Origin of the sequence: Bacillus sp. BS98 (assembly GCF_008432245.1) — a bacterium.
Taxonomy (GTDB): domain Bacteria; phylum Bacillota; class Bacilli; order Bacillales; family Bacillaceae_G; genus Bacillus_A; species Bacillus_A toyonensis.
The window spans coordinates 4,945,215-4,958,938 of sequence record NZ_CP043830.1; the positions used below are offsets into that span (position 1 = coordinate 4,945,215).

Here is a 13,724-nt window from a genome sequence, read left to right on the forward strand (position 1 = left end):
AAGGAGCAAATCTCGAAATGAGATTAGCTCCTTTTTCTATTCCAAAACCAATTACTTATTATAATTCCTGTCAATCCGCCGCACGTATCAAGTAATGTATCTTGCCACATCGGTGTACGATCTCCCGTAAACCATTGATGGATTTCATCCAATGTTGCATACCCTGCAACGAAAAGAAGGGCATATATAAAGCATCTTTTTCTCGAACAACCCGATCGATGAAAAGCATAATACGTCAAAGAACCGAGCATGAAGAACACCATAAAATGAGCACCTTTACGAAGGAAAAATTCAACAAATCCGCCCACACCTTTATTTGCAATACTAACAGGTGTACCTCCACCATAATCGATAGATACCCATGAAAAATGCTCTTTCACAAACTCAACATTTACATATTGTTCAATATCCGAGCGCATATCCTGTTTTTTATATGGTTGTGCTGAGGAATAGAAGATAAGCCCCATCCATAGTAATACAGGAATCCAAAATAACCATTTACGATTCATTCTTCCGAAACCCCTCTCTTAGTCTTTTAAGAGTACCAAAAAAAAGAAAAAATTTCACGCCAAAACATGACATTTGCCCCCTATTTATAAAGTGAAAGGGGGTGATAAACATGGCAGTTGAAACAATCGTAATGGATTTAACTCTACGTCTTGTATTAAACAATGGATTAGATAAGAATGGAAAAACAACTTTGAAGAACAAACAATTTAAACGCGTTAAAACAAATGCAAACTTAGAGCAAGTACACAACGTAGCCCGTGCCCTTGCTTCCTTACAAGAATCATCACTTCACGCTGTACAACTTGTAAGTACTTCAGATCTTGCTAACGTATAAATAATAAGGAGGGAATAAAGCATGCAAGTACTCGAATTGATTTTCACGAAAGAAGATGGAAAAACAGTTGTTTTTTCTATCGATAAGCCCATCACACCCGTCGATGCACAAGTCGTAAATCAAGTAATGGATACCATTCTTGCGTCATCTGTATTTTCATCAATTGATGAAAATACCCGAAAAAAAGGAGCCCGTCTCGTAGAAAAAAATGTATCCGAAGTTCCAATTACTCTATAAAGTGAAACTTTAATCAGCGGGATTTTGTTCGTCCCCACTGATTATAAACCTTCACCCATTAGGCATTTACGGGCAGTAAACCTTCTTTTCCCCAACCGAATTTTGAGGTAGAAGTCTGACTGCCCACAAACAGCGGGATAAACGAAAAAGACGAATCTGCATTATTTTGCAGATTCGTCTTTTTTCTTCGGCATTTCAATCGGAATAAAAATCTTTGAAAAACCGACGCATACATATTTATAATTTTCTCCACCTAAATCGAAATCAGTCGTATATGTTGAGAAGAAAATATAATCATTTCGCTTTGTATAATGGTCAATTAATAATCCAACTTGTGGCTCAACATACTTTTTCGCCAACTTCTTACCTGCCGATGCTAAATCGCCAAGAAGACCCTCTTCATTTTCTTTTTGAACCTCATCTAGCTTCTTACTCACATCATTACGTTTCATAAACTGCTTCGCTGCCCAATCCGTATATTCTCCTTTACTCGGATTACTATTTGCTAAATAAACTAGGAGAACAACAGCTAGAACTATAATAATATACTTTTTCTTCATGCTATATCACCGCCTATTCTTTTCTATTTTCATATATATGTACAAGCGATGCAAATTAGAAAGACTATCACCTGTTGATTGTAAACGAATAACTAAAATTTACAATATAAAACAGAATATTAATAGTGACTTTACACAATTTATATATAATTATATTCAGAATAAAGATTACAAGGGAGGCATTATACTAATGAACAATGAAAATGATATTTTTATTTCTAGTTCTACAATGATGTTAGAGCCATGTAAGCACCCCTCTTACCGTACAAAAATTATCGACAGTAGCGGGAAGCACCTTTACTCCCGCCAAACCGCTCTCCAGCTCATACAGAAATCTTGTCTAACAGATGTTTATTCTACTTATCAGGGCAGACGTAATGCAGTCCAAGCAAACTTTAAATTCAAACAAAACGTTCCGATTCCAATTAATCATAAGGAATATATTTGCGCTTTTCCAACAGAATCTCCTGCTTCTCCAAACTGTATTTGGTTGTTCTACAAGCATATCCATACAATAGAGTTTTTCAAAAAAACTAAAAAAGCTAAAATTTTTTTCTCAAACGGATTTACCGTAACGATACAAATTAGTTCCCATAAGTTAAGTCAGCAATTATGGAAAGCTGGATATGTTTTATCCCAAATGAACATGCAAGATTCACTACACTCATAAAACCTCATGCCACATTTACTATCTTAAAACAAATAGAATGGAAGGTGATCTTTCTCTTATCTTCCATTCTATTTATTCTCTTTATCCCTTTACACTATCTCGCATTTTCTCAAGTGCCTGCCGGTATATCCACCTCACTTGATAATATGTCATTCCCATTTCACAGGCTATCTCACCCATCTTTTTCCCTACAAAAAATCGTTCCGAAATAATGTGTCTCTCCCTCTTATTTAACACACTCATAAAATCCTGTGCTCTCATTCCCGTTTCTTCAGACTCAAATTGTTCATCGTACTCTCCGACGCACACATACCTCTCCTGCATTACACATTCTTTCTTTAGTCTTTCCAATATATAACCACGTACCGTTATCACCGCATAAGCAGGAAAACTTCCTTTCCCCTCCTCATATCTTTCATACGCATACCAAAGACCAATTAAACCACATTGATAATACTCTTCATGATCTTGATAAATACTTAACTTCTTTATTTGATTTACAATCATTCCTTCATACAAAACAACCGTCTCTGTAAAAGTCGCTGGCTTCACATAGTACCTATTTCTAAAAGGTATACCTCTTTGTTATTCCGCGGTACCTTTACAATATAAAAATAAAGAAGAGACTTCACTTTGAGTAATTTCAAATACTACCGAAGGAATTTGAAATTACACTAGGCAGTATTTGAAATTTTGTTGGTGGTATTTGAGGTAAGGGTAAAAATAAAAAAGGTGACTCTAAAGAGCCACCTTTTTTATTTTATTATTATTGGAACATGCCTTTTACTGCGCCAAATCCAATAGTTAAGATAAAGAAGACAACCATAAGAATTGTTGCTTTCTTTTTACTTAAACCAGCCGTAATTTGAAGACCTAACCATGTAATAACAAATCCCCAAATTGTGAACACTTCAATGTTATTTGCAATACCTTTTGCAACACCACCACTTGAAGCGAAAATCGGTCCTAAGCCAGTATACATTTCTTGTCCTGATCCGCCTAAAACAAGTGCTAAAACTGTATTAATTAATAAACCAAGTAATGAAATAATGCTTGAATACACACTAATTGTTAATAATTTCTTATAAGAAGTATCATTGCTCATTAACATCATTAATACTTTATACACTGCTGCGCTAATAAAGAAACCTATCGCCATACCAATAGCACCGAATACTGCACCCGTACCAAACGACATTACAGGCGTAACAGTAATACCTAAATCCTTATTAACCTTAATCGCTTCCGGAGTTAAAGAGTAAACATAAGAAGCAAGTCCTCCTACGATCCCCGCTAATAAAACCAGTAACCAAAAAGCACCCCAAACCGCATTACTAGTCTTCATTCTCTCAAACTGCACACCAGGAGAAGTAATCATTCCAAATAATGATGGCTTCTCTCCGCCAACCTTTTGCGTATTCAAATTCGCTTCCATTATAACGCCTCCTTCTATTTATATAACCCGTTCTAACGGGCGGTTCACTTCCTCATTGTAAGAGGCTACGAACCGCCCACTAGAACGGTAATGTGTAGTTCTACTACACTATTAATTACTCATAACGTAATGCTTCAATTGGATCTAATTTCGCAGCTTTGTTTGCTGGAATTAATCCAAAAACAATACCAAGTGTCATAGAGAATAGCACTCCTCCAACGACAACTTCCCATGAAACGAGCGGTGGCCACTTCGCAAATGTGGAAACGATATATGCCCCGCCATACCCAAGACCAATCCCGATTAAACCACCTAGAAGCGTTAACATAACTGCTTCAATTAAAAACTGTAATAAAATTTTACTACGCGTCGCTCCAAGTGCTTTACGTACTCCAATTTCGCGCGTACGTTCTGTTACAGATACGAGCATAATGTTCATAACACCAATACCACCAACGACTAGTGAAATACCAGCGATACCGCCGATAATCATTGTCATAATGCCGGTCATCTTTGAAATACCTTCTTGAAGTTCTTTTAAATTCATAACTTCGTATTTACCAGTTGCATCACTCGGTTTACGACTGTTTAAGACATCTGCAGCTTTTTTACCTGCTTTTTCTAAGTTATCTACATTTTTTGCTTGAACAGAAATATTTTGAATTTCATCTTTTCCATACAGTGTCGGCCATAATGAAATTGGAATTAATGCTTCTGATGGTCCCATTCCCATAAACTCGTTATCTGATTTGTAGACACCGATAATTTGCATCGGTTGACCCTTCATTTCAATAATTTTACCGACTGGATTGGCATCCTTAAATACCTTTTCTTCCATTTGTTTACTAATCATGACAACGTTATTACCTTGATCCACATCTGATTCTTGTAAAGAACGTCCCTTTAACAACTTTACTTTATTTACTGAAAAATACTCACTGTCTAATCCAGTAATACTCACCATCTCTACTTTATCTTCAATATCAAGTGGTTCCATACTTGAATTTGTTGTTACAACATGTGAGATTTCTGGGATTTTTTTAATTTCAAAAATATCTTCTTCAGTTATTTTCGGTGCTTCTACCATCCCCATACCAAAAGGATCATTCATATCAGCACTATAATGAATCGGAACCGTTTGATTACCTGATCCAACAAATTGAGATTTCAATGCAGCTTCCCCACCTTGCCCAATCGCAACGACGGTAATAATAGAGCCTACACCGATAATAATCCCAAGCATCGTCAAAGCCGAGCGTAGTTTATGAGCTAAAATAGACGATAAGGCAATTTTCATACTATCTAGTAAACTCATACTGCACACCTTCTATCTTCTGTAACTTTCCCGTCTCGCAGTACAATGCGGCGAGACGAATAAGCCGCTACTTCCTCTTCATGCGTAACCATAACAATTGTCGTACCTTCTGCATTAAGCTTCGTAAAAATATCCATAACTTGCTCACCAGACTTCGTATCTAGCGCACCAGTCGGCTCATCGGCCATAATGAACGTTGGGTTATTCGCAATTGCCCTTGCAATCGCTACACGTTGCTTCTGTCCACCTGATAATTCATTCGGTAAATGATGTACGCGGTCCGCTAATCCAACTTTACCTAACGCCTCTAAGGCACGCTTACGACGTTCTGCTTTCTTCACGCCACCGTATACGAGCGGAAGTTCAACATTTTCCACCGCAGAGAGACGCGGCAGTAAATTAAAATGCTGGAATACAAAGCCGATATATTCATTACGAATTAAAGCGAGCTTTGACTCGTCTGCTGTTAAGATATTCACATCATTCAGCATATATTCGCCTTCTGTTGGACGATCTAAACAACCAATAATGTTCATAAGCGTTGACTTACCGGAACCAGAAGGCCCCATAATCGAAACAAACTCACCACTCTGAATCGTTAAACTAATACCATGCAAAATCGGTACCGCAAGCTTCCCTTGATAATACGTCTTAGCAATATTATTTAGCGTAATCATTTCTCTTTCACTTCCATTCCGTCATACACGTTGTCGGAAGGATTTTTAACCACCTTTTGCCCCACTGTTACGCCTTCAGTAATCTCTGTCCAATCTCCATCAGTAGCACCTTTTTTCACATTTTGTTTACGAAGCTTTCCTTTTTCTTCGATATAAACAAATGCATCATCGTCTTTTTCTACAATGCTCTTACTTGGAACAGCAATCATCGTCTTATTCTCTAAGTTTACTTGTAATGAAACATGGTAACCTGGAGATAGACCGTCTTGACTATCAAGACTTGCTTTATATGTATATTGGGACATATTTTGAGTTGCTTCACCTACACCACCAGCTTGACCCATCTCTGCACTCGTTGGGAATTCACTTACCTCTGTAATCTTACCTGTCCACTTCTTCTTATTATTTGCTTTCGCAGTTACAGTGAATGTTTGATCCTTTTGGATTTGTGACTTCTGAAGCTCTGTTAAAGTCCCTTGAACTTGGAACGGGTCTTTAGAAGCAACTTGTAAAAATGCCTTCCCTTGTCCACCTAACGCTTGAGATGAACTTTGCGCCGCATCTTTATCTAACTTTTGAACAACACCAGCAAAATTACTATAAATCGTAAGCTCTTTCTGCTTTTTATTTAACTCTTCTTTCTGTAACTTCCCTTTCTCTTTCTCAAGGTCAGTTGTTTTTTGCGCTATTTCTAACTCACTTACTTGCTCTTCCATCGGATCTGTTACTTCTTTCCCAGCTCCGCTATCTTTCACCTTCTTAATTTCTTTCTTGAGCGAATCAATCTTCTTTTTCCCTTGATCATAACGCATATCTGCCATCTTCTGATCAAGCTCAGCTTGCTTCATTTGAAGATTAATCTCTTCATTATCATAAGAGAATAACTTCGTACCTTTCTCTACCTCTTGTCCCTCTTTTACCTCAATATCTTTCACTTTTCCTTTAGCCGGATCCGCATAGAAACTTTCAATATTCCCAGGCTTCACCTGACCAGAAACTAACTTCGTATTATTCAGCTTACGCTCTGTCACTTTCTCAAAACTTACAGCATCAGCCGTTGTTGATGCGCCCTTCTTCTTACCTTGCATAATAAAAATATTAACTGCTGCCACAATAACAATTAGTGCAATAACTCCGATAATAATCCATTTTTTCTTCTTATTTGGAGTACGAACCGTATTTGGTAACATATTCTCTCTCCCTTTATAAATTAATAGTTTAATAAACACCACAATTGTATAAAACTTTCTGAAAAATATTCATATATTATTACAATCATTTTACAAAGTTTTACACATTCATTTATATTGTAACAAAAATTCCAATGATTAGAAATATGACATCGTATCTTTTAAGATAGTTTTAAGGAAATATTATATTATATAGAAAAAGCCATCCAAAATTATAATTGGATAGCTTTCCTAATAAACGATTATGCTACTTTAGAACTTTTTCTCTCATGTCCCATTTGAACAATCAGTAAGAAAATTGTTGATAAAATACCGCCTGCCAACAGTAACATGAAACAACCATCCCAGCCCGAACGATCAACAATAATACCAATTGCTGCGTTTGCTACGAAGCTTCCTCCAACATACCCGAACAGACCACACATACCAACTGTCGTACCTACTGCAAATTTCGGTACTAATTCCATTGCACTTAAACCAATTAAAAACTGTGGTACATAAATTAAACAACCGATAACAGAAACTGCAATACTCACAACAAGTATGCTAGTCGCTTGCCAATATACAACCGTACCAACAACAACCCCGGCCATACTCATAACACATAATGGCATACGTTTCCCTTTAAATAATTTATCGCTTAAAAATCCAACAATTAAAGAACTTGGAATCGCTGCTGCCTCAAATATTGAATACGCCGCATGCGCTTCTGTTTTTGTAAAACCTTTAACTGTTGTTAAGTAAATTGGTACCCAGTTAATAACACCAAAGCGAATTAAGTAAACAAATGCATTGGCAATACATAAGAACCAAACAAATTTATTTTTCACTACATATTTCATTAAAATTTCTTTTGATGACATCTTATTAGCATTATCTGCTTTTTCAAGATTTTCATAGTCATTACGATACTCATCAATTGGAGGAAGACCTTCAGATTCTGGTGTATCCTTCGCATTAATCCATACTAGAACTGAAATTACCATAGCGATAATCGCTGGGAAAATAAATACGCCACCTTGCCAATGACTTTCACCAAAAATGCCTACACCAATTCCAATGAATGGCGGAACAAGTAATCCACCAACGTTATGTGAAATATTCCAAAGACCTGTTTTCGTACCACGTTCTTTCTTTGAGAACCATTTCGTCATAACAATACTACAAGGTGGTGCTCCCATACCTTGCACAATACCGTTTAGAACAAGTAAAGTTAAAATCATCCCAAAGGAAGATGCATAGCCGAAACAAATATTAACAAGCCCAGATAAAAATAAACCTACTGCAATAAATCGTTGAGCAAATGCCTTATCCGATAAATTCCCCATGAAGAATTTACTAAGTCCATAAACAACAGCCATTACTGCCCCTAATAAACCGATTTGTGTCGTGCTAAATCCGAACTCGTCTACTAAATACGTAGTAGATAAATTAAAGTTACTACGAACTAAATAATAAGCAGCATATCCAACTGAAATCCCGATCAACACACGAATACGTAGTAATTTATATACACGGTCGATCATATCCGCTGGTAATCTCTCAATTGCAGGTGCTGGCTTAAGCCATTTAAACATATACTCTCGTCTCCTTTTCTCACTTTTGAGAGAGACGCTGTCTATTCCATATCTCGATTATTCCACTATTTGATATATTTTGGTTCGTCCTTCTAACCGGCTGTCCTTCTATTTCTTTCTCATTCTTCGCAAACATCGTTGGTACGCCAAACGAAACTTTTTCTAAAATGTGACCCGCTTCTTCTGATAAACAATAATCAATAAATAAATCCGCAATAATACCACTCGGTGCACGTTTTAGTTTCGAAATCGCATTGACAGACAAACCTGTTTGCTCAGGTTCGTTACTTAAAATAGGAAAGCCTCGTTTTTGAAGCATTCTCTGATCTCCCATAAAATTGATGCCTATCATATATTCACCACTTGCCACAAGTTCTGCTGGTATGTAACCATTCACCGTTACTTCTCCAACCTGTCCTGCAAGATGCTTCACATAAGCCTTCGCTTCCTCTTCACCTAAAGTATCAATAAGTGATTGAAAAAACGTATATGCAGTACCCGAAACATTTGGATCTGGCATAACAATCTTTCCTGTGTACGCAGAGTTTAATAAATCTTGCCACCTGGATGGATACGGTAGGCCAAGCGGTGCTATTTCTTCGTTCCACCGCTCTTTATTAATTGCGATTGCCAATTTCTCTACTTCGTAACCGTACCAATAACCATCTTTATCTTTAACAGTTTTTGAAATACGATTCGCATGCTGGCTCGTCACAGGAATAGACAGATCTTTTTGCTTCATCATTTGATGTGCATCTACTGTACCGCCAATAATAATATCCGCTTTCGGATTTCCAGATTCTTCTTCCACTCTTCGAAGAAGTTCTTCTGTCGAAAGACGAATAAATTCATACGTACATCCGCGCGGTTTACAAAATGATGAAAGCAATGCCTCACCAACTTCCTCACGGGCCGCTACATATGCAACAAGATGACGATCATCCAAAATAGGGAGACCACTTTTATTATATTTAATAGAGGTTGTATCTCGAGAGCAACTAGACATCGCTCCTCCAATTACTAGCAAAAAGAAGAAAAAGGCTATCTTTCTCATGACGCATTCTCCTTTACGAATAACTCTGCTAGAGAGCCTTTCATATACATGACATTCCCGTTATTATCACCGAGGTATTGCACAACAAAGTACGATGGATACACAGAAATTGTAAGAATATCTTCACGCTCATTCTTTACATGCTTACCTGATTTATAAGCTGTAATATAAGCAATCGGTTCATTCTGTGATTGTAATAATTTCTGAATTTCTCCGTAATCTGTAATTTGTTTTGCGTACCGAATAGAATCAAGCATGTGCGTAAGATTGATAGTACGTACTACATTCCCTTGACGTACTATGACATCCTTTGCTGAAGCGAAGAAATCACTAATACGCTCGGGCGTGTAATACAGGCTTAACAAATACGTTTGAAATGCCGAGATCATCGGATCAGTGCCCTTCTTTCCGTATACGTTCGCCTCATACTGGAACAAGTCACCTACTGCAAAAGTACGCTTATGTCCATTCAAGTACGTTACTTCTCCAGTAAATACTTGTTCTTGGCTCTCTGCCTCTCTCGGTTCTATTCGAATTCGGTCAAAGAATGAAACAATTGTATGTAAACGAACTTCATCCGTTACAACAATTTCTCCCCACTTTTCATGTCTTACTTTCACTTCAATTGGAAGAGATTCGTTCACTCTTTGTAAAACGGCTTGTTTGTCATTCACAATTGTGATTCGATTATATGTTTGTTTCTCCACAACATAAAACAAAACAAGAGAAACAATGATACAAAAGACAAACATAAGAATTTGAAATGATAGCCTTTTCATTTCTGCCTACCTCCAAGATAAAAAAACGTTGTTTCGAAAATACCGCATAATTGTTTCATAAATGTATCATTTAACCGCTTTCAAGTTTTTTATGTCTTCCATTCGTCTTGGAAGCAAAAATGTAATAAATATCGTAGTACCAATCTCTTCACTGCTCTCAATTCGCATACTTCCGCCTTGCTTATTCATAATCTCCTGACAAATATACAAACCATATCCGTTCCCATAACTAGAAGGAAGCATTTTCCCTCCTGGAGACCCATTCCACTCGGCAAGTACATCCTCATCTATACCGATACCATCATCATGAACAAAAACCTTCGCCTCATGCTCACTTACAATTACATTCATGCGAATTTGCGTAGCATCACTATATTTAATTGCATTATCAAGTACATTTAAAAAGATTTGCTTCGTCTTATCAAAATCCGCAACGACATGTACATCCGTTAACTCATTTATCACTTCAATCTCAAATTGCTGCAGACGAGGTTTCACAATTGAAACTGCTTCTTCTGCTAATTCTTTTATATTCACAACTGTAGGTGACACTTCAAACGTACTCGTCCCGTACTTTGAAGACTTAAGTAATTCCTCTACAAGTGATAATAGACGCTCACTTTCTACAGCTACATACCGGAGACTCTCTTGCACATCTTCCTTCGAGTGTAACTTCGGAATTAAATCAACATAACCGATAATTGCCGTAAGTGGTGTCTTCAACTCATGCGTAATACGGTCCAAGAAATCTTTCTGTTTCTCTTTTTCTTCCTTCAATTGCTTAATATGCAGTTCAATTCCATCAGCCATCGCATTAAAGGATGCTGAAAGCTGTGCAATTTCCACATACTCATTTAGCTCAATCTTACTTTCATAATCGCCATTCGCAAGCCGCTTTGCCATTTGTCTCAACTGATCAATTGGCCTATGAAGAGACCTAGCTAAACGAACCGCAAAGAAAATACCTGCAGCCACTAAACAAAGAGATGTCATTAGAAAAGTCCAGCTCACATTTGTTAAAACTTCCTTCTCACCCGTTAACTCATCTATAAAACGAATACTCCCAATGACATCGTTTCCATAATAAACCGGGCTTGAAAACAAAAGAATGGGTGCTGGCTCTCCTTCCGCAAAAACATAAGCTTTCTTACCCTTCAAAGAACTCTCAATATCAATATTTCGATGAAGTAACGCTCCTTTTTGTGTATCTGCAACAACATCTCCATTCTTTCCTATCATCTGTACACGAACATCCATCCGCTTTGCTAAGTACGAAGCAATTAAAAGCGAATTCGGACCTAACGTCTCGATTTCTGCTTCTTTCTCTAAATAATTCATCGTATAAATTTGTGCCTCTACACTTAACTTCTCAAGAGAATCTGCTGCATTATGATACATATTCTTCTCTAGTGAAATATAAACAACCGTATACAAAAGAAAAAGAATTGGAATCAACAATCCAACTATTCCAAATACCATATTCCGTTTTAACGACATATTATCACCACTTAACAATCCAGCTTATAGCCAACGCCATAAATTGTTTTAATATATTCTCCGCTCGTACCAAGCTTCTTACGTAATCTTTGCACCATAATATCAACCGCTCTCGTATTTCCGATATACTCAAAGCCCCACACTTTCTCGAGTAACTCATCTCTCATAAATACCCGCTGTGGATTTGAAACAAACAGCTGACATAAATTAAATTCTCGGTACGTTAACTGAATCTCTTGTCCACTAACATGTAATTTTCTTTCCTTAGGACAAATTATTAACTCTCCAGCTCGAATTACTTCGTGGCTTGCCGTAACCTCTTCCTTCTTCACACGCCGACTCATATTCTTCACACGAAGAATGAGCTCCGCATAATTGAAAGGCTTCGTTACATAATCATCCGCACCGAGTTGCAAGCCGAGCAATTTATCATTCATCTGACTCTTTGCAGTTAACATGAGTACTGGAATATCTCTATCCTTCTCACGGAACAAGCGAAGTAACTCATAACCATCTGTATCTGGAAGCATAACATCCAAAATCAATACATCCGGTCCTTCATTCCACTTCTCTAGCGCTTCTCTACCATCAGCCGCTACTAATACTTCATATCCTTCCATCTCTAACTGCATTCGAATCAAATTACGAATACTCGATTCATCATCAACTACAAGTATTTTCATCCTTATCCTCCTTCCATCTTGTATTATAGTACAGTTTAGTATAGCAAAAATCATACAAAAAAAGAGAGGATATTGTCGAACATATGTTGAACGACAATACCCTCTCTTTCACTTATTATATTTACTTAGCATATCCATTCGGTTGTTTTTGATGCCAATTCCAAGCATGCTCAATAATTGTTTTCACATTTACATACTTAGGATCCCATCCTAACTTCTCTTTCGCCTTCTGAGAAGAAGCAACTAAACGTGCTGGATCTCCCGCACGACGCGGTGCTACCTCAGCAGGAATTTCATGATTTGTAACTTCACGAACTGCATCAACGATTTCTTTTACACTGAAACCATTACCGTTTCCTAAGTTATAGAAATCACTTTCTCCGCCGTTTTGTAGGTCTTTAAGCCCTAAAAAATGAGCTGCTACTAAATCTTCAACATGAATATAATCACGAATACAAGTACCATCTGGTGTATTATAATCTTCACCAAACATCATAATCTTCTCACGTTGACCTAACGCTACTTGCAATACAAGAGGAATTAAATGTGTCTCTGGACGATGATCTTCCCCAATAATACCATTTGGAGTTGCACCAGCCACGTTAAAGTATCTGAAGACCTTATATTTTAAGTTAGACGCTTGGCTATACCAATGAAGCATTTTTTCAATTGCTAATTTTGTCTCGCCATACGTATTCGTTGGATTTGTTACAGTTTCCTCAGTAATAAGATCCACATCTACTTCGCCGTAAGTTGCCGCAGTAGAAGAGAAAATGAACTTATCTACTTTAAACTCGTCCATTACTTCTAATAAGCAAAGTGCGCCATACACGTTGTTGTTATAATATTGAAGAGGTTTCTCCATACTAACACCAACTAAAGAATCAGCCGCGAAATGCATAACCGCTTCAATATTTTCTTGTGTAAAGACGTCTCTTAAGAAACTTTTATCACGAAGGTCTCCTTTATAAAACTTTGCGCCTTCTGTAATTGCATCTTCATGACCTGTTTGTAAATTATCAACTACTACTACAGATAAACCTTCATCTACTAATTTTTTCACAGCGTGTGAACCGATGTAACCAGCTCCGCCACAAACCAAAATTGAACTCATGTTATTCCTCCTACTATACTCAATACAACAAATATATAGTTTCTCTCATACACTTTATGCTTACCTATATTTTACCATAAACACTCATTTAA

The 13,724-nt window shown here is 37.1% G+C and carries 16 protein-coding genes; 3 read left to right on the forward strand and 13 right to left on the reverse strand.

Translation table 11 applies throughout. The annotated features are described in order from the left end of the window. Positions 1 to 23 precede the first annotated feature (23 nt). On the reverse strand, positions 24 to 509 hold the full coding sequence (locus F0362_RS25815) for a VanZ family protein (protein WP_001080720.1): 486 nt from the start codon (positions 507 to 509) through the stop codon (positions 24 to 26). 110 nt (positions 510 to 619) lie between these two features. Between F0362_RS25815 and F0362_RS25820 the strand changes: the two genes are divergently transcribed. Together F0362_RS25820 and F0362_RS25825 are read left to right on the forward strand one after the other, a co-directional pair. Further along, a complete protein-coding gene (locus F0362_RS25820) occupies positions 620 to 844 on the forward strand; it encodes a DUF1659 domain-containing protein (protein ID WP_000257697.1) in 225 nt (74 codons plus the stop codon). 21 nt (positions 845 to 865) lie between these two features. Next, a complete protein-coding gene (locus tag F0362_RS25825; RefSeq protein WP_001197607.1) occupies positions 866 to 1,081 on the forward strand; it encodes a DUF2922 domain-containing protein in 216 nt (71 codons plus the stop codon). A gap of 161 nt (positions 1,082 to 1,242) precedes the next feature. Here the strand turns inward: F0362_RS25825 and F0362_RS25830 are convergent, their stop codons facing one another. Then, positions 1,243 to 1,641 (reverse strand): DUF4359 domain-containing protein, encoded by a 399-nt coding sequence (locus tag F0362_RS25830; protein ID WP_000731398.1) that lies wholly within the window; start codon positions 1,639 to 1,641, stop codon positions 1,243 to 1,245. A gap of 190 nt (positions 1,642 to 1,831) precedes the next feature. Here F0362_RS25830 and F0362_RS25835 point away from each other — a divergent pair, with 190 nt between their 5' ends. Continuing rightward, positions 1,832 to 2,311, forward strand: coding sequence for a competence protein ComK (locus F0362_RS25835; protein WP_001058457.1), 480 nt, complete (start codon positions 1,832 to 1,834; stop codon positions 2,309 to 2,311). 81 nt (positions 2,312 to 2,392) lie between these two features. On the opposite strand, the gene F0362_RS25840 is transcribed toward F0362_RS25835, so the two are convergent. The 11 genes from F0362_RS25840 to galE form a co-directional block, all read right to left on the reverse strand. Continuing rightward, positions 2,393 to 2,863 carry a sigma-70 family RNA polymerase sigma factor gene (locus tag F0362_RS25840; protein ID WP_000801309.1) on the reverse strand — a complete coding sequence of 157 codons (471 nt, stop codon included), beginning with the start codon at positions 2,861 to 2,863 and terminating at the stop codon, positions 2,393 to 2,395. Between the two features lie 214 nt (positions 2,864 to 3,077). Then, positions 3,078 to 3,746: a YknW family membrane protein gene (locus F0362_RS25845; protein WP_000387954.1), complete on the reverse strand. Its 669-nt coding sequence runs from the start codon at positions 3,744 to 3,746 to the stop codon at positions 3,078 to 3,080. Positions 3,747 to 3,861: 115 nt separating this feature from the next. Next, the gene (locus tag F0362_RS25850; protein ID WP_000054399.1) at positions 3,862 to 5,061 is read right to left on the reverse strand and encodes an ABC transporter permease; all 1,200 of its coding nucleotides are present in this window, start codon (positions 5,059 to 5,061) and stop codon (positions 3,862 to 3,864) included. Then, a complete protein-coding gene (locus tag F0362_RS25855; protein ID WP_000631624.1) occupies positions 5,058 to 5,738 on the reverse strand; it encodes an ABC transporter ATP-binding protein in 681 nt (226 codons plus the stop codon). The genes F0362_RS25850 and F0362_RS25855 overlap by 4 nt, the downstream gene beginning before the upstream one ends. Continuing rightward, on the reverse strand, positions 5,735 to 6,928 hold the full coding sequence (locus tag F0362_RS25860; protein ID WP_000937338.1) for an efflux RND transporter periplasmic adaptor subunit: 1,194 nt from the start codon (positions 6,926 to 6,928) through the stop codon (positions 5,735 to 5,737). The genes F0362_RS25855 and F0362_RS25860 overlap by 4 nt, the downstream gene beginning before the upstream one ends. A 242-nt stretch (positions 6,929 to 7,170) precedes the next feature. Next, positions 7,171 to 8,505 (reverse strand): MFS transporter, encoded by a 1,335-nt coding sequence (locus tag F0362_RS25865; protein WP_000477577.1) that lies wholly within the window; start codon positions 8,503 to 8,505, stop codon positions 7,171 to 7,173. Between the two features lie 19 nt (positions 8,506 to 8,524). Then, entirely contained in the window at positions 8,525 to 9,559 is a 1,035-nt protein-coding gene (locus tag F0362_RS25870) for an ABC transporter substrate-binding protein (RefSeq protein WP_001225622.1), read from the reverse strand. Then, positions 9,556 to 10,338, reverse strand: coding sequence for a DUF3919 family protein (locus tag F0362_RS25875; RefSeq protein ID WP_000826601.1), 783 nt, complete (start codon positions 10,336 to 10,338; stop codon positions 9,556 to 9,558). Before F0362_RS25875 ends, F0362_RS25870 begins: the two co-directional genes overlap by 4 nt. A gap of 66 nt (positions 10,339 to 10,404) precedes the next feature. Next, positions 10,405 to 11,835, reverse strand: coding sequence for a sensor histidine kinase (locus F0362_RS25880; protein ID WP_000054070.1), 1,431 nt, complete (start codon positions 11,833 to 11,835; stop codon positions 10,405 to 10,407). An 11-nt stretch (positions 11,836 to 11,846) separates the two neighbouring features. Continuing rightward, positions 11,847 to 12,518: a response regulator transcription factor gene (locus F0362_RS25885; RefSeq protein WP_000699589.1), complete on the reverse strand. Its 672-nt coding sequence runs from the start codon at positions 12,516 to 12,518 to the stop codon at positions 11,847 to 11,849. 121 nt (positions 12,519 to 12,639) lie between these two features. Beyond that, on the reverse strand, positions 12,640 to 13,632 hold the full coding sequence (galE, locus tag F0362_RS25890; protein WP_000095042.1) for a UDP-glucose 4-epimerase GalE: 993 nt from the start codon (positions 13,630 to 13,632) through the stop codon (positions 12,640 to 12,642). Positions 13,633 to 13,724 lie beyond the last annotated feature (92 nt).

Excerpts from the sequence above, each read along its gene's own strand:
- F0362_RS25830 (WP_000731398.1), bottom strand. The coding sequence starts at position 1,641 with ATGAAGAAAAAGTATATTATTATAGTTCTAGCTGTTGTTCTCCTAGTT.
- F0362_RS25835 (WP_001058457.1), top strand. The coding sequence starts at position 1,832 with ATGAACAATGAAAATGATATTTTTATTTCTAGTTCTACAATGATGTTA.
- F0362_RS25815 (WP_001080720.1), bottom strand. The coding sequence starts at position 509 with ATGAATCGTAAATGGTTATTTTGGATTCCTGTATTACTATGGATGGGG.
- F0362_RS25880 (WP_000054070.1), bottom strand. The coding sequence starts at position 11,835 with ATGTCGTTAAAACGGAATATGGTATTTGGAATAGTTGGATTGTTGATT.
- F0362_RS25885 (WP_000699589.1), bottom strand. The coding sequence starts at position 12,518 with ATGAAAATACTTGTAGTTGATGATGAATCGAGTATTCGTAATTTGATT.
- F0362_RS25850 (WP_000054399.1), bottom strand. The coding sequence starts at position 5,061 with ATGAGTTTACTAGATAGTATGAAAATTGCCTTATCGTCTATTTTAGCT.
- F0362_RS25855 (WP_000631624.1), bottom strand. The coding sequence starts at position 5,738 with ATGATTACGCTAAATAATATTGCTAAGACGTATTATCAAGGGAAGCTT.
- F0362_RS25865 (WP_000477577.1), bottom strand. The coding sequence starts at position 8,505 with ATGTTTAAATGGCTTAAGCCAGCACCTGCAATTGAGAGATTACCAGCG.
- F0362_RS25825 (WP_001197607.1), top strand. The coding sequence starts at position 866 with ATGCAAGTACTCGAATTGATTTTCACGAAAGAAGATGGAAAAACAGTT.
- F0362_RS25870 (WP_001225622.1), bottom strand. The coding sequence starts at position 9,559 with ATGAGAAAGATAGCCTTTTTCTTCTTTTTGCTAGTAATTGGAGGAGCG.
- F0362_RS25875 (WP_000826601.1), bottom strand. The coding sequence starts at position 10,338 with ATGAAAAGGCTATCATTTCAAATTCTTATGTTTGTCTTTTGTATCATT.
- F0362_RS25845 (WP_000387954.1), bottom strand. The coding sequence starts at position 3,746 with ATGGAAGCGAATTTGAATACGCAAAAGGTTGGCGGAGAGAAGCCATCA.
- F0362_RS25860 (WP_000937338.1), bottom strand. The coding sequence starts at position 6,928 with ATGTTACCAAATACGGTTCGTACTCCAAATAAGAAGAAAAAATGGATT.
- galE (WP_000095042.1), bottom strand. The coding sequence starts at position 13,632 with ATGAGTTCAATTTTGGTTTGTGGCGGAGCTGGTTACATCGGTTCACAC.
- F0362_RS25820 (WP_000257697.1), top strand. The coding sequence starts at position 620 with ATGGCAGTTGAAACAATCGTAATGGATTTAACTCTACGTCTTGTATTA.